At 54.0% G+C, this 22,681-nt stretch carries 19 protein-coding genes and 1 pseudogene; 5 read left to right on the top strand and 15 right to left on the bottom strand.

Annotated elements, in window-relative coordinates; all coding sequences use genetic code 11:
* The first annotated feature begins 523 nt into the window (after positions 1 to 523).
* Both gltB and gltD read left to right on the top strand, forming a co-directional pair.
* Positions 524 to 4,984: a glutamate synthase large subunit gene (gltB, locus tag FN082_RS20675; RefSeq protein WP_139540706.1), complete on the top strand. Its 4,461-nt coding sequence runs from the start codon at positions 524 to 526 to the stop codon at positions 4,982 to 4,984.
* 9 nt (positions 4,985 to 4,993) lie between these two features.
* The gene (gene gltD / locus FN082_RS20670) at positions 4,994 to 6,412 is read left to right on the top strand and encodes a glutamate synthase subunit GltD (protein ID WP_139540707.1); all 1,419 of its coding nucleotides are present in this window, start codon (positions 4,994 to 4,996) and stop codon (positions 6,410 to 6,412) included.
* Positions 6,413 to 6,477: 65 nt separating this feature from the next.
* Here gltD and FN082_RS20665 read toward each other — a convergent pair whose 3' ends face one another.
* The 13 genes and pseudogenes from FN082_RS20665 to zapE all read right to left on the bottom strand — a co-directional run bounded on the left by FN082_RS20665 (position 6,478) and on the right by zapE (position 17,704).
* Positions 6,478 to 7,299 carry a StfH/YfcO family fimbrial adhesin gene (locus FN082_RS20665; protein WP_235892146.1) on the bottom strand — a complete coding sequence of 274 codons (822 nt, stop codon included), beginning with the start codon at positions 7,297 to 7,299 and terminating at the stop codon, positions 6,478 to 6,480.
* Between the two features lie 26 nt (positions 7,300 to 7,325).
* Entirely contained in the window at positions 7,326 to 7,853 is a 528-nt protein-coding gene (locus tag FN082_RS20660; protein WP_142982286.1) for a fimbrial protein, read from the bottom strand.
* Positions 7,850 to 8,323 carry a fimbrial protein gene (locus FN082_RS20655; protein WP_142467160.1) on the bottom strand — a complete coding sequence of 158 codons (474 nt, stop codon included), beginning with the start codon at positions 8,321 to 8,323 and terminating at the stop codon, positions 7,850 to 7,852. Before FN082_RS20655 ends, FN082_RS20660 begins: the two co-directional genes overlap by 4 nt.
* Positions 8,320 to 8,847, bottom strand: coding sequence for a fimbrial protein (locus FN082_RS20650; RefSeq protein WP_142463581.1), 528 nt, complete (start codon positions 8,845 to 8,847; stop codon positions 8,320 to 8,322). The genes FN082_RS20655 and FN082_RS20650 overlap by 4 nt, the downstream gene beginning before the upstream one ends.
* Positions 8,844 to 9,587 (bottom strand): fimbria/pilus periplasmic chaperone, encoded by a 744-nt coding sequence (locus FN082_RS20645; RefSeq protein WP_142463575.1) that lies wholly within the window; start codon positions 9,585 to 9,587, stop codon positions 8,844 to 8,846. The genes FN082_RS20650 and FN082_RS20645 overlap by 4 nt, the downstream gene beginning before the upstream one ends.
* A gap of 18 nt (positions 9,588 to 9,605) precedes the next feature.
* Positions 9,606 to 12,275, bottom strand: coding sequence for an outer membrane usher protein (locus FN082_RS20640; RefSeq protein ID WP_142982285.1), 2,670 nt, complete (start codon positions 12,273 to 12,275; stop codon positions 9,606 to 9,608).
* A gap of 117 nt (positions 12,276 to 12,392) precedes the next feature.
* Positions 12,393 to 12,952: pseudogene (stfA, locus tag FN082_RS20635) on the bottom strand (fimbrial major subunit StfA).
* Between the two features lie 1,112 nt (positions 12,953 to 14,064).
* On the bottom strand, positions 14,065 to 14,562 hold the full coding sequence (gene sspB, locus FN082_RS20630) for a ClpXP protease specificity-enhancing factor (RefSeq protein WP_139540714.1): 498 nt from the start codon (positions 14,560 to 14,562) through the stop codon (positions 14,065 to 14,067).
* A 3-nt stretch (positions 14,563 to 14,565) separates the two neighbouring features.
* Positions 14,566 to 15,204 (bottom strand): stringent starvation protein SspA, encoded by a 639-nt coding sequence (gene sspA, locus FN082_RS20625; protein WP_004134697.1) that lies wholly within the window; start codon positions 15,202 to 15,204, stop codon positions 14,566 to 14,568.
* The gene (locus FN082_RS20620; RefSeq protein ID WP_142467546.1) at positions 15,149 to 15,457 is read right to left on the bottom strand and encodes a hypothetical protein; all 309 of its coding nucleotides are present in this window, start codon (positions 15,455 to 15,457) and stop codon (positions 15,149 to 15,151) included. Before FN082_RS20620 ends, sspA begins: the two co-directional genes overlap by 56 nt.
* A gap of 57 nt (positions 15,458 to 15,514) precedes the next feature.
* Positions 15,515 to 15,907, bottom strand: a complete 393-nt coding sequence (gene rpsI / locus FN082_RS20615; protein WP_110272826.1) for a 30S ribosomal protein S9 — start codon at positions 15,905 to 15,907, stop codon at positions 15,515 to 15,517.
* Between the two features lie 15 nt (positions 15,908 to 15,922).
* Entirely contained in the window at positions 15,923 to 16,351 is a 429-nt protein-coding gene (rplM, locus tag FN082_RS20610; RefSeq protein ID WP_123756283.1) for a 50S ribosomal protein L13, read from the bottom strand.
* Between the two features lie 219 nt (positions 16,352 to 16,570).
* Positions 16,571 to 17,704 (bottom strand): cell division protein ZapE, encoded by a 1,134-nt coding sequence (zapE, locus tag FN082_RS20605; RefSeq protein ID WP_139540715.1) that lies wholly within the window; start codon positions 17,702 to 17,704, stop codon positions 16,571 to 16,573.
* 190 nt (positions 17,705 to 17,894) lie between these two features.
* Here zapE and zapG point away from each other — a divergent pair, with 190 nt between their 5' ends.
* From zapG to degS, 3 genes are all read left to right on the top strand, one after another.
* Entirely contained in the window at positions 17,895 to 18,293 is a 399-nt protein-coding gene (zapG, locus tag FN082_RS20600) for a Z-ring associated protein ZapG (RefSeq protein WP_139540716.1), read from the top strand.
* Positions 18,294 to 18,465: 172 nt separating this feature from the next.
* On the top strand, positions 18,466 to 19,833 hold the full coding sequence (degQ, locus tag FN082_RS20595) for a serine endoprotease DegQ (protein WP_139540717.1): 1,368 nt from the start codon (positions 18,466 to 18,468) through the stop codon (positions 19,831 to 19,833).
* Between the two features lie 84 nt (positions 19,834 to 19,917).
* The gene (degS, locus tag FN082_RS20590) at positions 19,918 to 20,979 is read left to right on the top strand and encodes an outer membrane-stress sensor serine endopeptidase DegS (protein WP_139540776.1); all 1,062 of its coding nucleotides are present in this window, start codon (positions 19,918 to 19,920) and stop codon (positions 20,977 to 20,979) included.
* A 26-nt stretch (positions 20,980 to 21,005) separates the two neighbouring features.
* Here the strand turns inward: degS and FN082_RS20585 are convergent, their stop codons facing one another.
* Both FN082_RS20585 and FN082_RS20580 read right to left on the bottom strand, forming a co-directional pair.
* Positions 21,006 to 21,704 carry a triphosphoribosyl-dephospho-CoA synthase gene (locus tag FN082_RS20585; protein WP_139540718.1) on the bottom strand — a complete coding sequence of 233 codons (699 nt, stop codon included), beginning with the start codon at positions 21,702 to 21,704 and terminating at the stop codon, positions 21,006 to 21,008.
* A gap of 90 nt (positions 21,705 to 21,794) precedes the next feature.
* Positions 21,795 to 22,681 (bottom strand): sodium ion-translocating decarboxylase subunit beta (locus FN082_RS20580; protein WP_142982284.1); only part of this gene is annotated, 887 nt, incomplete at its 5' end.

Genomic DNA, 22,681 nt, shown 5'->3' with positions numbered 1-22,681 from the left:
TTTTCCTTATATATAGTCTCTGGTTTGCCATAATCTTTACCGGGACATAAAACAGTGTTAAATACCAAAAATCACACAAAAAGCAGTTTAATAAACCGCAATAAAAAAACAATTCAGCACAGAACGATAATGTCGTGCCATCGATATAGTGAGACAGATCACACTCAATTATGTCGACGGGTACGTTTCAGCAGCATTTAAAATGCGATTATTTTCTTAAAAATCATAAAATTAAACGTTGTATAGCACATTTTTGTATAAATAAGATTGCCATTTGACGTATGTGTGGATTCCCGATAAGTTGGGAATCCGCTGGAAGCTTTCTGGATGAGCGCTCTGCTCATCATATTTATGCAGTAATTGAGATTCCCTCTTAACAGCAAGTCCTCAAACTTGTGTACCGATGCGAAAAGGATTTAAAGAGGGCGAATGCGAGGTGTAAACCCCGTCGCCATGCTCTTTCTGTGCCCGTGCGCAATCGGTATCGGAGGGTGTCCCGTAGAGCCTGGGGAGGTTCACTGATATGTTGTACGATAAATCCCTTGAGAGGGATAACTGTGGTTTCGGCCTGATCGCCCACATAGAAGGCGAACCTAGCCACAAGGTAGTGCGAACCGCTATACACGCACTGGCCCGAATGCAGCACCGCGGCGCAATTCTTGCCGATGGAAAAACCGGCGACGGTTGTGGCTTGCTGCTACAAAAACCCGATCGTTTCTTCCGAATTGTTGCGGAAGAGCGCGGCTGGCGTTTAGCCAAAAATTACGCCGTTGGGATGCTGTTCCTTAATAAGGATCCTGAACTGGCCAAAGCGGCGCGCCGCATCGTCGAAGAAGAACTTCAACGTGAAACGCTGTCTATTGTTGGCTGGCGTGAAGTGCCGACCAATGAAGGCGTTCTTGGTGAAATCGCCCTCTCCTCGCTGCCCCGTATTGAACAAATCTTTGTTAACGCCCCGGCCGGCTGGCGTCCACGCGATATGGAACGCCGTTTATTCATCGCGCGTCGTCGTATCGAAAAACGTCTGCAGGAAGATAAAGATTTCTACGTATGCAGCCTGTCGAACCTGGTCAACATTTATAAGGGTCTGTGTATGCCGGCGGATTTGCCGCGCTTCTACCTGGACCTCGCGGATCTGCGCCTGGAGTCGGCAATCTGCCTGTTCCACCAGCGCTTTTCCACCAACACCGTGCCGCGCTGGCCGCTGGCGCAGCCGTTCCGTTATCTGGCGCACAACGGTGAAATCAACACCATCACCGGCAACCGCCAGTGGGCCCGCGCCCGTACCTATAAGTTCCAGACGCCGCTGATCCCGGATCTTCACGACGCCGCGCCGTTCGTTAATGAAACCGGTTCTGATTCCAGCTCGATGGATAACATGCTTGAGCTGCTGCTGGCGGGCGGGATGGATATTATTCGCGCCATGCGTCTGCTGGTTCCACCGGCCTGGCAGAACAACCCGGATATGGATCCAGAGCTGCGCGCGTTCTTTGACTTTAACTCCATGCACATGGAGCCGTGGGACGGCCCTGCGGGCATCGTCATGTCCGACGGTCGTTTCGCCGCCTGTAACCTCGACCGTAACGGTCTGCGTCCGGCACGCTACGTCATCACTAAAGACAAGCTTATCACCTGCGCTTCTGAAGTCGGTATCTGGGATTACCAGCCAGATGAAGTGGTCGAAAAAGGTCGTGTCGGTCCCGGCGAGCTGATGGTTATCGATACCCGTGAGGGGCGTATTCTGCACTCCGCAGAAACCGACAACGATCTGAAAAGCCGTCACCCGTATAAAGAGTGGATGGCGAAAAACGTCCGTCGCCTGGTGCCGTTCGAAGAACTGCCGGATGAAGACGTCGGTAGCCGCCAGCTGGATGATGATACCCTTGCCAGCTACCAGAAACAGTTTAACTACAGCGCGGAAGAGCTGGATTCCGTCCTGCGCGTGCTCGGTGAAAATGGCCAGGAAGCAGTCGGTTCAATGGGCGACGACACCCCATTTGCCGTACTCTCCAGCCAGCCGCGTATCATTTACGATTACTTCCGTCAGCAGTTCGCGCAGGTCACCAACCCGCCTATCGACCCGCTGCGTGAAGCGCACGTCATGTCGCTGGCCACCAGCATCGGTCGTGAAATGAACGTCTTCTGCGAAGCGGAAGGCCAGGCGCACCGCCTGAGCTTCAAGTCACCGATTCTGCTGTACTCCGATTTTAAACAGCTGACCACCATGGAAGAGGAGCACTATCGCGCCGACGTCCTGGATATCACGTTTGATGCCACCGAAACCACGCTGGCTGAAACCGTGAAGGCGCTGTGTGACAAAGCCGAACAGATGGTGCGTAACGGTACCGTGCTACTGGTGCTCTCTGACCGCAACATCGCTAAAAACCGTCTGCCGGTACCAGCTCCGATGGCAGTGGGCGCGATTCAGACCCGTCTGGTCGATAAGAGCCTGCGCTGCGACGCCAACATTATTGTCGAAACCGCCAGCGCCCGCGATCCGCACCACTTTGCCGTGCTGCTGGGCTTCGGCGCGACGGCTATCTACCCATACCTCGCCTATGAAACCCTGGCGAAGCTGGTAGACAACAAAGCCATCGACAAAGAGTACCGTACGGTGATGCTGAACTACCGTAACGGTATCAACAAAGGTCTGTATAAGATCATGTCGAAAATGGGTATTTCGACCATCGCATCTTACCGCTGTTCCAAACTGTTCGAAGCCGTGGGCCTGCATCGCGATGTGTCCGACCTGTGCTTCCAGGGCGTTATCAGTCGTATTGGCGGCGCAAGCTTTGATGACTTCCAGCAGGATCTGCTGAACCTGTCGAAACGTGCCTGGCTGGCGCGTAAACCGTTGGATCAGGGCGGTCTGCTGAAATACGTCCACGGCGGCGAATATCACGCCTACAACCCGGACGTGGTTCGCACCCTGCAACAAGCGGTACAAAGCGGCGAATACAGCGATTATCAGCAGTATGCGAAGCTGGTTAACGAACGCCCGGCGGCAACGCTGCGCGACCTGTTAGCCGTGACTCCGGACGGGACCACCGTCAGCCTGGACGACGTTGAACCAGCCAGCGAGCTGTTCAAACGCTTCGATACCGCAGCAATGTCTATCGGCGCATTAAGCCCGGAAGCGCATGAAGCGCTCGCTGAAGCAATGAACAGCATCGGCGGTAACTCCAACTCCGGCGAAGGCGGCGAAGACCCGGCGCGCTACGGCACCAATAAAGTGTCGCGCATCAAGCAGGTCGCTTCCGGTCGTTTCGGCGTGACTCCGGCTTACCTGGTCAACGCTGACGTTATCCAGATTAAAGTCGCCCAGGGGGCAAAACCGGGCGAAGGCGGTCAGTTGCCGGGCGATAAGGTCACTCCGTATATCGCCAAACTGCGCTATTCCGTGCCGGGCGTGACGCTTATCTCTCCGCCACCGCACCACGATATTTACTCTATCGAGGATCTGGCGCAGCTGATTTTCGACCTGAAACAGGTCAACCCGAAGGCGATGATCTCCGTGAAGCTGGTTTCCGAACCGGGCGTCGGTACTATCGCCACCGGCGTAGCAAAAGCCTATGCGGACCTGATCACCATCGCCGGTTACGACGGCGGTACCGGTGCCAGCCCGCTATCCTCTGTGAAATATGCGGGCTGTCCGTGGGAACTCGGCCTGGTGGAAACCCAGCAAGCACTGGTAGCCAACGGTCTGCGCCACAAAATTCGTCTGCAGGTGGACGGCGGCCTGAAAACCGGCCTCGACATCATTAAAGCAGCGATACTTGGCGCAGAAAGCTTTGGCTTCGGTACCGGCCCGATGGTTGCGCTGGGCTGTAAATATCTGCGTATCTGCCACCTGAATAACTGCGCAACCGGCGTAGCAACTCAGGATGACAAGCTGCGTAAGAACCACTATCACGGCCTGCCGTTCAAAGTGACTAACTACTTTGAATTTATCGCCCGCGAAACCCGCGAGCTGATGGCACAGCTGGGCGTGAAGCGTCTGGTGGATCTGATTGGCCGCACCGACCTGCTAAAAGAGCTGGATGGCTTTACCGCCAAGCAGCAGAAGCTGGATCTCGGCAAGCTGCTGGAGACCGCAGAGCCGCATCCTGGCAAAGCGCTGTACTGCACTGAGAACAACCCGCCGTTCGATAACGGCGTACTCAATGCGCAGTTGCTCCAGCAGGCGAAACCGTTCGTTGACAGTAAGCAGAGTAAAACGTTCTGGTTCGATATCCGCAACACCGACCGCTCCGTTGGAGCATCACTGTCAGGTTATATCGCCCAGACCCACGGCGACCAGGGCCTGGCAGCCGACCCGATTACCGCTCACTTCAGTGGTACTGCGGGCCAAAGCTTCGGCGTATGGAACGCAGGCGGCGTTGAGCTGCATCTGACCGGTGACGCTAACGACTATGTGGGGAAAGGAATGGCTGGCGGCCTGCTCGCCATTCGTCCTCCGGTAGGTTCAGCTTTCCGCAGCCACGAAGCCAGCATCATCGGCAACACCTGTCTGTACGGTGCAACCGGCGGTCGTTTGTATGCCGCGGGCCGCGCGGGCGAGCGCTTCGCGGTGCGTAACTCCGGCGCAATTACCGTCGTCGAAGGTATTGGCGACAACGGCTGTGAATATATGACTGGCGGTATCGTCTGCGTGCTGGGCAAAACCGGCGTCAACTTCGGCGCGGGGATGACCGGCGGCTTTGGTTACGTTCTGGATGAAGATGGCGACTTCCGCAAACGCGTGAACCCTGAGCTGGTAGAAGTGCTGGACGTGGATTCTCTGGCGATCCACGAAGAGCACCTACGCGGTTTGATTACCGAGCACGTACAGCTTACCGGTTCGCAGCGCGGCGAAGAGATCCTGGCCAACTGGCCAGCATTCTCAGCGAAGTTTGCACTGGTTAAACCGAAGTCCAGCGATGTTAAAGCACTGTTGGGTCACCGTAGTCGTTCCGCAGCTGAGCTGCGGGTGCAGGCGCAGTAAGGGGTTAAGATGAGTCAGAATGTCTATCAATTTATCGACTTACAGCGCGTTGATCCGCCAAAGAAAGCGCTGAAGATCCGTAAAATTGAATTTGTGGAAATTTACGAGCCGTTTTCAGAAGGCCAGGCTAAAGCACAGGCAGACCGCTGCCTGTCCTGCGGCAACCCGTACTGCGAATGGAAGTGCCCGGTACATAACTACATCCCGAACTGGCTGAAGCTGGCTAATGAAGGACGTATTTTTGAAGCGGCAGAGCTGTCGCATCAGACCAATACCCTGCCGGAAGTCTGCGGGCGCGTTTGCCCGCAGGATCGCCTGTGTGAAGGTTCCTGTACGCTGAACGATGAGTTCGGCGCGGTGACCATCGGCAACATCGAGCGCTATATCAACGATAAAGCGTTCGAAATGGGCTGGCGCCCGGATCTGACCGGCGTGAAGCAAACCGGTAAAACCGTCGCCATTATCGGTGCGGGCCCGGCAGGCCTGGCCTGCGCCGACGTGTTAACCCGTAACGGCGTCAAGGCGGTGGTCTTTGACCGTCACCCGGAAATCGGCGGTCTGCTGACCTTCGGGATTCCGGCCTTCAAGCTGGAAAAAGAGGTCATGACCCGCCGCCGTGAAATCTTCACTGGCATGGGCATTGAGTTCAAACTCAATACCGAAGTGGGCCGCGACGTACAGCTCGACGACCTGCTGAAAGACTACGACGCGGTGTTCCTCGGCGTGGGGACTTACCAATCCATGCGCGGCGGACTGGAAAACGAAGACGCTTCAGGCGTATTCGATGCCCTGCCGTTCCTGATTGCCAATACCAAACAGATCATGGGCTTTGGTGAAACAGCGGACGAACCGTACGTCAGCATGGAAGGCAAGCGCGTGGTGGTTCTTGGCGGTGGTGACACCGCAATGGACTGCGTTCGTACCTCCATTCGCCAGAACGCATCTCACGTCATTTGCGCCTATCGCCGTGATGAAGAAAACATGCCGGGTTCGAAACGCGAAGTGAAAAACGCGCGTGAAGAGGGCGTGGAGTTCCAGTTCAATGTTCAGCCTTTAGGCGTGGAAGTGAATGCCAACGGTAAAGTCTGCGGCGTGAAGATGGCGCGTACCGAAATGGGCCAGCCGGATGCGAAAGGCCGCCGTCGCGCGGAAATCGTTGCCGGTTCTGAACACATCGTTCCGGCTGATGCGGTGGTGATGGCGTTTGGTTTCCGTCCGCACAGTATGGAATGGCTGGCAAAACACAGCGTTGAGCTGGATTCTCAGGGTCGGGTGATTGCGCCGGAAGGCAGCGATAACGCCTTCCAGACCAGCAACCCGAAAATCTTTGCCGGTGGCGATATCGTTCGCGGTTCGGATCTGGTAGTGACGGCGATTGCCGAAGGCCGTAAGGCGGCTGACGGGATTCTGAACTACCTGGAAGTGTAAACGAACTATTGGCTCCCCTCCAGGGAGCCAACATGATTCTTCGCGAACGGCGCGCCAATAGCCCGCTACAGCTGTTCGAGAATGTACTGAAAGTTACAGGTCGATTTCACCGTTCCCGTACCAATGTTTTTAGTATTAACCGAGACGGTAATATCGTGCAGTTCGGTATCCGTTAAGGCATGAGCCAATGCCACGGTCGACACCACGTTGTTATCGCAACCCAGTATGCTCAAGGTCACCCCGGTACCTACTACCCGGCAGCCAGCGCCGCGGGTATCCATCTTGCTTTTGTCACACAGCTTTCCACTTTCCATCAGATACGTTTTTAACGTCGTGCTCACGGTTCCCCCCGTGGGGGTTATCGTCAGCACCTTTTCGTGCTTGGGCGTGTTGGCATCCCATGACACATCATAGGTAGCAACCGGTACGGTCGGGCAAACGGAGCTGCGCGCTGGCGGCCCGGTATAGGTCGAAGCAGCTTGAGTCGGTGCTGTTGAGGTTATCACTGTCGAAGCCACCCACGGGCAGCAGTAATCATCCGACTGAATCGTAATGCGCAGCACCTGTTTCGCACAATCCCAATAATGGGTATCCAGTCCAGGACAATTGCTATCACTTTTCGTCCCCCAGCTTTTAAGGTACAGCGTCGGCGGTGTCGACGGACCAGTCCATGAAACGTTCGGGATCTCGCGATTCAGTATCAGGGTTCGGGTTTCATAGACGCCATAGTAGACGCCCTTCGGCGTGCTAACGCTAATATCATAGCGTATGCCGGTGATTCCCGAAGACGCCCAGTAGAGGGTCGTTTCGAACTGCGAGCTACGCAGCTTACCTTGCGCCAGGGTGCTGGCGGAAAACAGCGCACCAACGATAGCGAGAACCAGCACAGACAAACGATGTATTCTTTTCATAATCATAAGTATTCAAAAGCGGCGGTGGCGGTGGCGGAAAAACGACCCGGCGTCATTTCTGCCCCCGGAATCGTCTGCACCCATGCGTTGAAATTTAAGCTGTTTTGCCCGTTATTAAGCACAAACGTCGCCCCCGAACTGCCGTTAATCGCCACCGGATTCCCCTCCGCAGTTTCGATACCAATCCCGACGCCTTCAGCTTGCGACTGCCCATCTAACGCCAGAATCCCCGCCGTGTCGCTGACCTCCGTTCCCGAAAAGGTGACCGTGACGCCGGTACCTAATGCGGTGTTGCAATCTTTAAGCTGCAAGATAAACGGCACCCGTACTGACTGCCCGCGTTTCTGTAAATCTTTGATATTCAGCACCGGAAACGTCACATCGGCCAGGTTATTCCCCGTTATCACCAACGTGCAGGCGCTGGAGATCAGTTGGCCGGTAAAATGGAGGTTGTCCTCGCTCATCCCCTGCGCCGACAACGCGCCCCACAGCAGCAGAGCATGACCCGCCATCGTTTTTTTCGTCATCATTGAAACTCCAACTGCAGCGTTGCCCAGGCTTCAAAGCCACCCTCCTGAAGGGATGCCCCGCTCTTTTTCACCGGAACCGCCTGAATGAGCGGCATTGCGAGCGGATCAATGGTCAGCGTCTGGCCAATCGTAAAAGACTTTCCGTTCTGCAGAAGTTTGATCCCCAGGCCGCCAACGTCGGTCTCGATCGCCGCTGGGTCAAAATCGGTTGCTGTGCCACTGATGGTTATCTTCAACTCCAGCCCGCTCCCCTTCGGCACCTGACTACACACGGCATTAAACATCACCGGCTGCATATAATTGCTGCCGTCAATTTTGTCGATCGCTACTTTAGAAAAATCGATCTCTATCGTTTTGTCGTTATTAATCACGCAGGTGGGCGGGTCGAGCAGCGTACCGGTGAATTTCAGATTCTCTGCCGCATGTAGCGTAGACGTCCCCAGCAGCAATCCCAGAAGTAATTTTTTCATTGATAGTCCACCACCAGCGTGGCCGCCGCGCTGAAGTCCTGGGCCTTGAGCGTTGTCCCGCTCGCCTTCACCAGTACGGCCTCCAGCGCAATGCCGGACGTTGAGGTATAGGTAAAGTTCTGCCACTGCGTACTGCCAATGGGCACCAGCGTTTTATTACCGGCCTGCCGAATACGGATCCCTAAACCCGTCGCGCTGGTCTTCAGTACCGACTCGCCGTTCACCGTGAGCGACGTCCCCTGGATCTGCAATTTCAGGTAGTCAGAGACCCGACCGCTACAGTTCAGCTTATAGCTGACGGGCTTAACGTAGTTCACGCCATCCACTAAGGTGGTCAGCACGTCGCCAAAGGCCACGGTTCCCCCGGTAATGGTGCACGGCGGCGCGGCGTTAACCAAAACGATCAGCTTCATATTGACCGTTTTACTCGTCGCATGAAGCGGTGCGACAGCGCCGATGCAAAGCGCCAGCGTCGCCGCCAGGCCCCATGGCCGCCTGATGCTCCAACCGCTCAGGCTACTCACGATTTTCTGCTCTTCTCTTCGTTGACTGTGCATTTCCCGGCGCTACAGTCAAAAATCAGCGGCAAGCGCGCGCCATAGTCATTCACATAGGTCAGCACTGGCGCACTGCCCAGATCGGCGGCGTTCACCGGCATCACCGGGCTGGTGCGCGGCGGAATCACCATCGGCTCGAACCCTTTCGCGGTTGTCCCGTCCACCCGATTGCTGGCGTTACTTAAGATGACGTAATAGCCCGTGGCGTTATTCACCTGGTACTGGCTGCCTTTTTTCTCCAGCGTCACCTGGTGCTGCCAGGGATGCATCTGGTCAACTTTGGCAAGCGATGCCGGGCGATAAAACAGTTTGATGCGCGTTTGCAGGGCAATCTGTAACGTATTGGGTTTATCGTTTTTCGGCGGGATCTCCCGGACGTTATAGAAAAACAGCGTTTCTCTGTCCTGCGGCAGCGCGCTCAACCCAGGCATTCCCTGGATTTTGACCTGACCAATCCCCAGCGCTTCAATGCGTTGTACCGGCGGAACGACGGCCAGCGGCGAGGTAATACGCTGGCCTTTGTCGTCTTCTACCCACGACTGCGCCAGGTAGGGCAGCTTTTCGCTCGCATTTTTGAGATCCACGCTGATGGATTTTTCATCCCCACGAAAGACCAACCGCGTGCGATCTGGAGCTACCGCCGCCTGCGCGCTACAGGCGCTAAACACCAGGCTGCTGATAAGCATGAGCTTAAGATGTCCTTGCATATTTCAATCCTTTTTTAGTCAGTTCAGCGGATTACGGGACGACAGCGCTTCGGGTTCAGGCGAAGGCGCGAGTCGGGTCTGCTGCTGAAGCAGGGGTTTCACGGGCTGAGCAGGCGGTGACGTTAACGACGGATCATCGCTCTGGCAGGGCAATAACAGGCCGCTGTACAGATCTTTCGGCAACGGCGTCGGCAGTCTGATTTCGCACTGCGGTCGCTCGTCCCAGATAACCTGCATGCGCTCGCCGGCGTTCACGCCGGCCAGGTAGACGCTACCGTCGCTATCGACAATCCCCACCTGTTGCTGGCGCTCATTACGCACTTCCGCGCCAAAAGGAGGGAACTCGCCATTGAACATCCGAATAACAGCCATCGCTTTTTCGCCGCTAATGACTTCCATATGGCGATAGCCGATAGCGCCCTCGGTGAGCGTTGCCTGCGCCACGGAGTTGATCGCCTCCGCATTTTCCGGAAGCTGGGTAAGGTCAATACGCACCTGGTTGCGGTAGTAGTCATTAACATCGGTCAGCACCGCTTTGCCGAAGTAGTTGGTATAGACCGGCGTGTCATAGCCGCCAACCGGAATATCGGCCAGTTGGTCGACATCTACCAGCAACCGCGTACCGCCATTCACGCCGGTGCGGTGCAGCGCCCCGCCCTGCGCGGTTAACGTCGCGCCGCCCTGCAAAGAGAGCCCGCCAGAGACATATTCGCCTTCCTGGTAGTTCATGCTGGCGTCAATGTCGGCGAAATCCGCGGTATGGCGATAGTAACCGTCCATCATCGCCCCCTCATTACCGTGGCCGACGTTAAGCTGGTAGTTATTGCGATCGTCTAACCGTTCGTAATAACCCACCTGGTTACTGTTATCGTCGCCGCTGAAGGAGCCGTTATAGCTCAGGGTGCGATCGTTCCCCCACGGCACGCTCAGGGAGATGAATACGCCGTCGTCGGTCTCGTCATCGTATTCATTGCGATAGCCGTTAACCGACAGGCTAATGTTGCGCACATCGCCAAGATCGAAATAGTGGGAGACCGTCAGGTTGTAGCTATCCTCGCTTGGGCGGTTCCAGTAAGTACGGTGCGTAAAGTTCACATAGGCGTTGACGTTGATATCGGCCAGATTCTGGCTGTAGGTCAATGTATACATCTCTTTGTCGTGGCCGGTGCGAATCAGGTTGCTATCGGTATTCTGCGTATCGAGATACTCGTCCATCGTCATGTAGTTCTCTTCCGAGAAGCGATATCCCGCGAAGGTCAGACGGCTGTCGATATCATCAAAATCTTTGGCATAGCTGGCGCGAAACGAGTTGCCGTGAAGTATACCGTCGCCATATTCGCTGCCTTCGGGTACCTTCGCCCGTGAATGGGTAAGATCCAGCGACAGCGCGCCCAGCGCCGCCATGTCACGCCCCACGCCAATCGCCAGCGCCTGATAGTTCTCTTCGCCAATCCCGCCGCCGTACAGCGACCAGCCGTTGGTGATCCCCCAGGAGGCTTCTCCGGTGGCGAACAGCGAACCTTGCAGGTTGTGATCCCAATCCTGCGGGCGGCCAACGGCCACTTTATAACGCAACTGGCCTGGGCGGGTCAGATACGGAATCGAGGCGGTACTGACGTCATACTCCTGTACCTGCCCGTTTTGTTCTTCAATACGCACATGCAGGTCGCCGGAAACGGCTTCGTTCAAATCCTGGATGCGGAACGGGCCAGCGGGCACCTGCGACTCATGGATCACGCGTCCCTGCTGGCTGATCGTGACTTTCGCGTTGGTGCGCGCCACGCCTGAAATATCCGGCGCATAGCCGCGTAAGTTAGGTGGTAGCATTTGATCGTCAGTAATCAGGCTGCTGCCGATATAGTTAAAGCTGTCGAAAATATCCGACGTCAGCGCATCCTCGCCAAATTTCAGCTGCGCGCCCAGCGAGGGTATTGCGCGATAGGCGTAGTAACGGCTCCAGTCCCAGTTACGATCGGTTTGCGCAGAAGAGTGCTGCGAAATGTCATCGTCACTTTTGTCGGCATCTTCATGACGGTAGCTCGCTTGCCAGTCAGCGCGAAAACGCCACGGGCCTAAGTTCGCCCCCAGCGTACCGTTGCCGCTGACATCGTATTGGTCGCCAGCCTGATGCTCGGGGTGCTGCCACTGGCTGTTAACGTTATAGTCAAACAGTACGCCCGCGATCCCGTCATCCCAACGAGATGGTGGATCCCAGTCTTTATCTGAATATTGTAAATAAGCCTGAGGAATAATGACCGTTAAGGTCGACTTGCCTAAATCAGTTTGCGTTTCAATACCCTCAAGCTGATTCGGCTGTAAACAGGCGCCGGATTTTATCCAGCGTAATTTTTCAACCAGTTCGGGTTTTAAACCAAACTGCGCCACCAGTTCTGGTGATAAACAGGGATAGCTATTATTTTTATCGTTCTCTTCAGCCGTATAGGTAATTATACTTTCCTGAGTTATCTGACTCTGGTTAACCATAACCTGTAGCGTATATTTCCCCGGCATAATATATCCTTTGCGGGAAAAACGATTCAGATCGAGCTTTGCCCCATCCTTCACATCAAGAAACTCGGTATTAAACTGAATGGCATCTTCCGCATAACAATTATTCACCCCGCCAGACAACGCCAGAGCGACGCAAACAGTGAGCGCACGCAAACGAAAGGATGAATAATGACTCATCAAATATCTGTCCCTGATAATGGAAAATAGCGGTAAACAAAGTTACCCATAGAAAATAGGTGGGTAACAGAGATAATTATTTTCCCTGCGGCAGAACGCCGCAGGGAATGGCATACCTTACAGGTAGCTAATCGCGAAGTTTACAACGCTGCTGAATTCACCCGTGTCGATATTGGTGGTGGTCGCATCGCCCTGAACCCAGGCTTTAAAGTTCAGAGTTTGATCGGCCAGACCTTTACCTGCTGCATCCACAACCAGGTTCTGAGTGTCGGTATCGCCCACTTTGATCTGCGCGCCTTTATAGGTTGCCAGAACAATGCTGGAGCCTTCCATTTCGCCGTTAGCGCCCATCAGAGCGAGGTTGCCTTTATTGGCGGTAGATTCGTTACCGGCGGCAGAGAAGACGGTGTTCATCGTGGTTTCGGTGGTAAATGCGCAGTTTTCCAGACCAATGTGGAAGTCTACCGCAGAAGATTGACCACCGTTGGTCAGAGAACCGGTACCGATGTGGCCCAGGTTTACCGTCTGATGTTCATCGCCAACCACAATTGAGCACGGAGAATCTTCAATATACCAGTGAAAGTTACGGTGCCGGTGTTAGTACCTGCCGCGTTAGCGAAAGAAGCAAAACCCATAACCAGTGCTGCAGCAACCGCTGTTTTAACTACAGTTTTCATTATTCATCCTTAAAAGCATTAAATTTAAATAAGCATCATTATTTCCCTCCCGACATAAAGGGAAAGGAGATATGCTCAAAACTCCTGATAAATTAAGAAATTGATTATTCATTCATCAAAAAAGCCGCTAAATTCAAAATAGAATAACTGATGAAAAATAGCTATAAAACTCAAAGAATTACAGCACGCACAATAATTAATATTGATTGATGCGTATCAACGGCAGGCAGTATAAATATATGTATCTAATGAAACATCAATTAATACTAAAAATGGGATTTAATAAAAATAATTATTTATCATTTCGAATGAAAGTCACGCCACCGCACAATGGAAGCGATTAAAAAACAAGCACATTAGTACTAAACAGCTTGAAGTGTGAACGTTTACATTATTTCAGAAAATTTTTTTTGTGTGAACTTATTTAGCCACTAATAATTAACGTGACAAAATCTAAAAATGAGTTATTGATATTAACGCAATGATTTTTGCATAAAATAATATTTGCACCGAGAAATCTATTAATTTATTATTTAAGCACAATGAGTCCCAGTACATATTAAAATATCTCAGCCACCATCAATTCATAAAATGTATTATATGCAACAAATTAAAACACAAATTAATTTCAACTAATTCAAATCAATAAAATAATCTTATTGATGCCTATTCTCATCATGGAAGATGGAGGTATGGAATACTTAATTATGATTATCCTGCTAAGCACCTTGTTATTTGAAGTATATAAACAAATCCCCTTCAAAGGCATCCCACAGAAGAAACCGGGTGGCCGCTGATGCACATAACCGCCACCGTTAGCCAGACTATTCTGGTCATCTGGTCATTATCCAGCCCAAAGACCTGCCGGAAGACTTCAAACCGGAGGATAAGCACGTCTGGGCTAATTCATACCGTTATCAATCAGGGCTCGCTATATGGTGCATTGGTCCCAACAAATACAGACGCCACTAAAGGTATGCTAAATACAAGCGAGTCGTTGCCTGGAGAGAAAGAAGATCCCGCACAGAAGAGAAAGGGCCTTCCCCTTAATAGTAAGGAAAAGGCCCTATAAATACCAAAACGTCAAGAAAAACAGACGTCAATTTGCTGAATTATTTTACGACGCGCAGCGCAGGACGCCCACCGCGTGGCGGAGTTGGCGTATCATCGGGATCGTCATCATGATTATCTGACTTATCGCCATCAATCACCGACATGACCGTTTCGCTGTCGTTGCCTGGCAATTCTTCGTCATCATTCAGGCTGGTGACGTCTTCATCGTAGGCCGCTTCAGGTTCAAACATGGTCCCCGCACCGTTCTCACGTGCGTAAACCGCCAGTACGGCAGCCATGGGCACAGAGACATTGCGCGGCACGCCGCCAAAGCGCGCGTTAAAGCGCACTTCGTCGTTGGCCAGCTCCAGATTACCAACGGCGCGAGGGGCAATATTGAGGACAATTTGCCCATCGCGAGCGTACTCCATCGGGACAAGTACGCCCGGCAGAGTCACGTCAACGACCAGATGCGGAGTCAGCTGGTTATCCAGCAGCCACTCATAGAACGCCCGTAACAAGTACGGACGACGCGGCGTCAGCTGTGATACATCCATTATTTAGCCCCGACCGAGGCGCATTTCACGCTCGGCTTCAGTTAAAGAAGCGAGGAAGGAATCACGCTCAAATACGCGAGTCATATAGCCTTTGAGCTCTTTCGCGCCAGCACCAACCAGTTCTACACCAAGAACAGGCAGACGCCACAGCAGCGGAGCCAGGTAGCAGTCCACTAGGCTAAACTCATCGCTCAGGAAGTATGGCTTCTGGGTGAAGACCGGCGCAATCGCCTGTAGTTCTTCACGCAGCTGCTTACGCGCAGTATCAGCCTGCGCAGCGGTACCGGTCTGAATGGTATTCATTAGCGAATACCAGTCTTTCTCGATACGTTGCATGTACAGACGGCTTTCCCCGCGAGCAACCGGATATACCGGCATTAACGGTGGATGCGGGAAACGCTCATCCAGGTATTCCATAATGATGCGAGATTCCCACAGAGTGAGCTCACGATCCACAAGCGTCGGAACGCTTTGATTCGGGTTGAGGTCAATCAGATCCTGAGGTGGGTTGTCCTTCTCCACGTGTTCTATCTCAAAACTAACACCTTTTTCGGCCAGCACGATGCGGACCTGATGGCTATAGATGTCAGTAGGACCAGAAAACAGCGTCATTACCGAACGTTTGTTGGCAGCGACAGCCATGAAAACCTCCAGGTATATTCAGAATTTTTGTACTGCTGCCGACCACATGGCCAGCCAGATGTAAAAACCCCATTTGCGTGGCATCATTTTTGCTCATCATCCAAACAAAAAATGAACAATCACCAGCATTTGGGCAGAAAATTGGATGATAGTTTACCAGATTTTGAAGACGTTGTGGTGAGGGGATTCTGGAAATGCTGAAAAAGTGGTAATAAAGGGGCGTTTGTAGAGGGAAAATGACCGTTTTATCCATAAAAAAACCCGCCGAAGCGGGTTTTTTCGCAAATTGTTCTGCGTGAGCAGAAAACAATTAACGCTTGGAGAACTGCGGACGACGGCGTGCTTTACGCAGACCGACTTTCTTACGTTCAACCTCACGAGCATCACGAGTAACGAAACCAGCTTTACGCAGTTCGCCACGCAGTGACTCATCATATTCCATCAGTGCACGGGTGATACCGTGACGGATAGCGCCAGCCTGACCAGAAATACCACCACCTTTAACGGTGATGTACAGATCCAGTTTACCAATCATGTCGACCAGTTCCAGCGGCTGACGAACTACCATGCGGGCAGTTTCACGACCGAAGTACTGTTCCAGAGAACGCTGATTGATAACGATTTTGCCGTTGCCCGGTTTGATGAAAACGCGAGCTGCGGAACTTTTGCGGCGACCGGTGCCGTAGTATTGATTTTCAGCCATTGCCTATAATCCCGATTAGATGTCAAGAACTTGCGGTTGCTGTGCCGCGTGGTTGTGCTCGTTACCCGCGTAAACTTTCAGTTTACGGTACATAGCACGACCCAGCGGGCCTTTTGGCAGCATGCCTTTAACCGCGATTTCAATCACACGCTCAGGACGGCGGGCAATCATCTCTTCAAAGGTCGCTTCTTTGATACCACCGATGTGGCCAGTGTGGTGATAGTACATTTTGTCTTCGCGCTTGTTGCCGGTTACAGCAACTTTTTCTGCGTTCAGAACGATGATGTAATCACCGGTATCAACGTGCGGAGTGTATTCCGCTTTATGCTTACCGCGCAGGCGACGTGCCAGTTCGGAAGCCAGACGGCCCAGAGTTTTACCGGTCGCGTCAACAACATACCAGTCGCGTTGTACGGTTTCTGGTTTAGCTGTAAAAGTTTTCATTAAAAGCTTACCCAAATAAATAAGTTACACGTTGGTGAACACCCAAACGTTTAGTCAGTTGAGGTTCACACGACATTGTCCAGCAAACCTACCCCTTCGAATAGCCTATGCCGGCACATAGAAAGTTTTGGGAAAAAAACCTTCTCGTAACGTGGGGTCGCAAGATTATAGAGAAGTCGGGGTCAAAGATCGACCCCTTTATGTGATTTGTACCCGGTTTTAACCCGGTAGATGTTCCCGCTTCAGATACTCCTCGCTCTGCATCTCCTGCAGACGCGACAAACAGCGCTGGAACTCGAATTTCAGCCGTTCGCCTTGGTAAATGTCGTACAGCGGCACCGCCGCGCTGACCACCAGTTTGACGTGGCGTTCGTAAAACTCATCAACCAAGGCAATAAAGCGCCGCGCCTCGCTCTCAAGCTGTGCCGTCATGACCGGAACATCAAAAAGCATCACAGTATGAAACAGCCGTGAAAGCGCAATATAGTCGTGCTGGCTACGCGCATCCACACACAGCGTCGCAAACGACGCCGCCAGTGTCTGATTTTCGGCTCCCAGCGTTGGCAGCGGGCGGTGGTTTATCTCCAGCATTGGCATCTGCTCGCGCTTTGCGCCCGCCAGAGCCAACCAGAGCTTATCCATTTGCTGCTGAGTCTCCGCATTGAGCGGCGACAGCCACAGATGAGCCTGGGTCAGAGTACGTAAGCGGTAATCAATACCGGCGTCGACATTCATCACATCGCAGTGCTGCTTAATCGCGTCGATCGCAGGCAGGAAGCGGGCGCGCTGCAGACCGTTACGGTACAGTTCGTCAGGAGGAATATTAGACGTTGCCACCAGGGTTATCCCGCGGGCAAACAGCGCTTTCATCAGCCCCCCCAGCAGCATCGCATCGGTAATATCAGAGACAAAAAACTCATCAAAGCAGAGCACATCGGTTTCAGCTTTAAAACGGTCCGCTACGATTTCCAGCGGATCGCTGTGCCCCTGCAGCGTGGTTAACTCTTCATGAACCCGCAGCATAAAGCGATGAAAATGCAGACGTTGTTTACGCTCGCCCGGCAGGCTTTGATAGAACAGATCCATCAGCCAGGTTTTCCCCCGCCCGACGCCACCCCACATATAGAGACCGCGTACTGCGACCGTTTCAGCAACGGGCTCACGCTTGCCCAGCAGCTTGCCAAATTTCGCCCGCAGACCACCGCCAGTTTGCGGCACAACCGAGGGCTTATTTTGCAATTCATGATAAATGGTATCGAGACGACTGACCGCTTCTTGCTGCACGTCGTCGGGTTGATGGCTCCCCTCTTTAAGGGCAGAAAGGTAACGCGATGTTGGGGACAGGCTTTGCATGATCTAATTGTTATTCCTTGAAAACCGTAATGCCGTAGCTCACGATTGACGAAAAAAAGGCTGTTCTACACTACGCGATGACACGCCAGGATTCCACTTCTGTAGGATTAGCGGTTATAGTGGCACTATCGGGCGCAGGCGGAGAGCCTCACAGCCACCCTACGGAACCACAAAACAACGGGAGATGTTCATGACCTGGGAATATGCGCTAATTGGGCTAGTTGTCGGTATCATCATTGGTGCCGTCGCCATGCGTTTTGGCAACCGCAAATTACGCCAACAACAGGCGCTGCAATTCGAACTGGAAAAGAATAAAGCAGAGCTGGAAGAGTACCGTGAAGAGCTGGTCAGCCACTTTGCCCGCAGCGCCGAGCTGCTGGATAACATGGCGCATGATTACCGCCAGCTGTATCAGCACATGGCAAAAAGCTCCAGCAACCTGCTGCCGGACAGCATGGCGGACGCCAATCCGTTCCGCAATCGTCTGGAAGAGTCTGAAGCGGGCAACGATCAGGCTCCGGTTCAGATGCCGCGCGACTATTCCGAAGGCGCGTCTGGCCTGCTGCGCGGTGGCGCAAAGCGCGACTAATCCTTCCGCTACATTAAAAATATTCTCCGGGCGCACCCTCTGCGCCCGTCTCAACCACTCATCCCAGCTACAATTTAAACATTGACCACATTGTTACCCGGTCGAAAATTCAATAACATCAGGCCATTCGGGACGTTTTCCATACACTTCAGGTTACGAGAGCCAGCATCTAATGAAGAAACAGACTTTGCTGTTGAGTGCGTTAGCGTTAAGCATTGGGTTGTCGTTGTCCGCCTTACCTCCGGCAGCAGCGTCATTACCGACACAGGTTCCGGGTCAGGGCGCATTGCCAAGCCTGGCGCCGATGCTGGAAAAAGTGTTACCGGCAGTGGTAAGCGTACAGGTTGAGGGCACGGCTTCACCTGCACAAAATATGCCGGAAGAGCTGAAAAAATATTTTGGCGACAATGCGCCGCAAGAACAGGCCCAGCCGTTTGAAGGTCTGGGTTCAGGGGTCATCATTGACGCCGCGAAAGGCTATGTGCTGACCAATAATCACGTCATTAATCAGGCACAGAAAATCAGCGTCCAGCTCAACGATGGGCGAGAGTTCGATGCCAAGCTGGTTGGCAGCGACGAACAGAGCGATATCGCCCTGCTGCAGATCCTCAAGCCCAGTAATCTGACGCAAATCGCTATCGCCGACTCTGATAAGCTGCGGGTTGGCGACTTCGCCGTCGCCGTTGGCAACCCGTTTGGCCTGGGGCAGACCGCCACGTCAGGGATTGTTTCAGCCCTTGGCCGTAGCGGCCTGAATCTTGAGGGGCTGGAGAACTTTATCCAGACGGATGCTTCGATCAACCGCGGCAACTCCGGTGGCGCGCTATTGAACCTCAACGGCGAGCTGATTGGTATCAACACCGCTATTCTGGCCCCTGGCGGCGGTAGCGTCGGTATTGGTTTTGCTATTCCGAGCAATATGGCGAAAACCCTTGCGCAGCAGCTGATTCAGTTTGGTGAAATCAAACGCGGCCTGCTGGGGATTAAAGGGATGGAAATGAGCGCGGATATTGCCAAAGCGATGAATCTTGATGTTCAGCGCGGCGCGTTCGTCAGCGAAGTGCTGCCAAACTCCGGGTCCGCTAAAGCAGGGATCAAATCCGGTGATGTTATCGTTAGCCTGAACGGAAAACCGCTCAACAGCTTCGCGGAACTTCGCTCGCGCATCGCCACCACGGAGCCGGGCACCAAAGTGAAGCTTGGGCTGCTGCGCGACAGCAAACCCGTCGAGGTTGAGGTCACGCTGGATAAGAGCACCTCTTCTACCGCCAGCGCTGAGCTGATCATTCCTGCATTGCAGGGCGCTTCGTTAAGCGATGGCCAAATGAAAGATGGCACCAAAGGCGTGGCTATTGATAACGTTGATAAGGGCAGCCCGGCGGCGCAGGCGGGCCTGCATAAAGACGATATCATTATTGGCCTCAACCGTGAGCGCATTCATTCCATTGCCGAACTGAGAAAAGTGCTGGAAAGCAAGCCAACGGTCATTGCTTTAAACGTTATCCGCGGCAGCGAAAGCATCTATCTGCTATTGCGCTAACTCATCCCGGGCATCGCATGCAGTACGATGCCCGGACAAGTCGTGTTATGCTGCGCCTGTCCATCCACCAACGATATCTGCATCATGCCTGGAAAGCTTTTACGTTCGATAATCATCGGTCTGATCGTCGGGGGCCTGCTGCTGGCCGTTATGCCTTCGCTGCGCCAATGGCAAATTTCGCCGACCACACAATACGATAGCGCGGACGAATCACCCGCCAGCTATAACTCTGCCGTTCGCCGCGCTGCACCCGCAGTAGTGAACGTGTATACCCGCGCCCTCAATAGTACCAGCCACAACCAGCTGACTCTCGGTTCCGGCGTGATTATGGATCAGCGCGGCTACATTCTGACGAACAAGCACGTGATTAACGATGCCGATCAAATTATCGTCGCGCTGCAGGATGGTCGGGTATTTGAAGCGCTGCTGGTGGGTTCAGATACTCTTACCGATCTGGCCGTTTTAAAAATTAACGCCAGTAACGGCCTGCCGGTTATTCCTATTAATCCCAAACGCTTACCGCATATCGGTGATGTCGTCCTGGCCATTGGTAACCCCTATAACCTGGGGCAAACCATTACCCAGGGAATTATCAGCGCCACTGGTCGTATCGGCCTGAACCCCACCGGGCGGCAGAACTTCCTGCAGACCGATGCGTCAATCAACCATGGTAACTCCGGCGGCGCGCTGGTGAACTCACTGGGCGAGCTGATGGGTATCAATACGCTGTCATTTGATAAAAGCAACGACGGTGAAACGCCTGAAGGGATTGGTTTTGCTATTCCTTTCCAACTGGCAACCAAAATCATGGATAAGCTGATCCGCGATGGCCGCGTGATTCGTGGCTACATTGGGATCAGCGGCCGCGAAATTGCACCATTGCATGCGCAGGGCGGCGGCGGCATCGATCAGCTTCAAGGGATCGTTGTCAATGATGTTGCCCCTGATGGCCCTGCGGCACAGGCCGGGATCCGCGCCAATGACGTGATTATTTCAGTTAACGATAAGCCCGCCGTCTCAGCTCTGGAAACAATGGATCAGGTTGCGGAGATTCGCCCGGGCTCGGAAATTCCGGTGGTGATTATGCGTGACGATAAGAAAATTACTCTGCATATCGCCGTACAGGAATATCCGGCAACCAATTAACAGGCTCCCCGGGAGGGGAGCACGCTTTAGTCAGCAAATATCGGCCCGGCCGGGAATTTCGCCAGAAATCCGGTTACAGCCAGCAGCGACCACAGCCCGGGCCACTCGATCTGGCGCTCACGCAGTTCATCATCCAGCGTCATAAGCGCAAACTCACCTTTATCACCCAGCACGCCGCCCTGCCAGAGCAGCCGCTGCGCCTGCTGTCGCGCCCAAGGGGAGTCGCTCTTCCAGGCCAGCAGGTGCAGCAGCGCCTGCTGCAGGCAGACACCATGAGAATATTGATCCCGCAACAGCCGCCGGTAAACCGGCAACGATATGCTGCGCACAGTATAAAAACCGCTGCGGGTTTCGCTGTCAACATCTGGCATGCCAGCACAGAACTGACCGGCCAGGTCGCATAAACGGTTGTGCGTCAGCGGCTGGCGCAGGACATCTAAGCGTCCGGCTGCGGCGCACAGCAGCCCGCTCCTTTGCCGTTCATGTGGCAGTGAATCCGGCAAAGCCGCTACCGTTTCAGCTACCCCGGCCTGCGCATGCTGTACGCCCGCATCATAACAACGGACAAAGAAATCATGGCTGCCACGGACGATTGACGGGTGCGCCAGCAGATTCAGCGCCGGATGCAGTTGTTCAAGCTCGTCCAGTGACGCCAGCGTGTAATTGACAACCACATCTTTTGTCGATGCCCGGCCTTCCGGACGAAATGCTATGGTTTCATTCATCAAAGTCTCCTTATGGGACATTCCCGGCTTGCAGACGGCTGTGAACCCGTAGCCCGGCTCAGCGCAGCGCAAGCCGGGAAAGGTACTGGTTTACATCGCCAGCACGTACTTGAGCATCACCCCGGCGGCTATCGCCGAGCCAATCACCCCCGCCACGTTCGGGCCCATCGCGTGCATCAGCAGGAAGTTCTGCGCGTCCGACTCCAGGCCCACCTTGTTCGACACCCTGGCCGCCATCGGCACCGCCGAGACCCCGGCGGAACCTATCAGCGGGTTAATCGGATTCTTGCTGAACTTATTGAGCAGCTTCGCCATCAGCACCCCGGCCGCCGTCCCGATACCGAACGCAATCACCCCCAGCACCAGTATCCCCAGCGTCTGCGGCTGCAGGAACTTGTCCGCCACCAGCTTTGCGCCCACGGATAATCCCAGGAAGATGGTCACGATATTAATCAGCCCGTTCTGCACCGTGTCGCTCAGACGCTCCACCACCCCGCTCTCGCGCATCAGGTTGCCGAAGCAGAACATCCCCAGCAACGGGGCCGCGTCCGGCAGCAGCAGCGCCACCAGCAGCAACAGCACCGCCGGGAACAGAATCTTCTCCCGCTTGCTCACCGTGCGCAGCTGCACCATGCGAATTTTCCGCTCCTTCTCCGTCGTCAGCGCCTTCATTATCGGCGGCTGGATTAACGGCACCAGCGCCATATACGAGTACGCCGCCACCGCGATGGCCCCCAGCAGCTCCGGCGCCAGCTTGCCCGACAGGTAAATCGCCGTCGGGCCGTCCGCCCCGCCGATGATGCCGATGGCCGCCGCCTGAGGCAGGGTGAAGCTGATAAGGCCGAAGTAGTTCAGCGTCAGCGCCCCGAGCACCGTGGCGAAGATACCGAACTGCGCCGCCGCCCCCAGCAGCAGGGTGCGCGGGTTGGCCAGCAGCGGGCCGAAGTCGGTCATCGCCCCCACGCCCATAAAAATCA

It is taken from the genome of Klebsiella spallanzanii (assembly GCF_902158555.1).
Classification (GTDB): domain Bacteria; phylum Pseudomonadota; class Gammaproteobacteria; order Enterobacterales; family Enterobacteriaceae; genus Klebsiella; species Klebsiella spallanzanii.
This window is presented reverse-complemented; position numbering and strand designations above follow the sequence as displayed.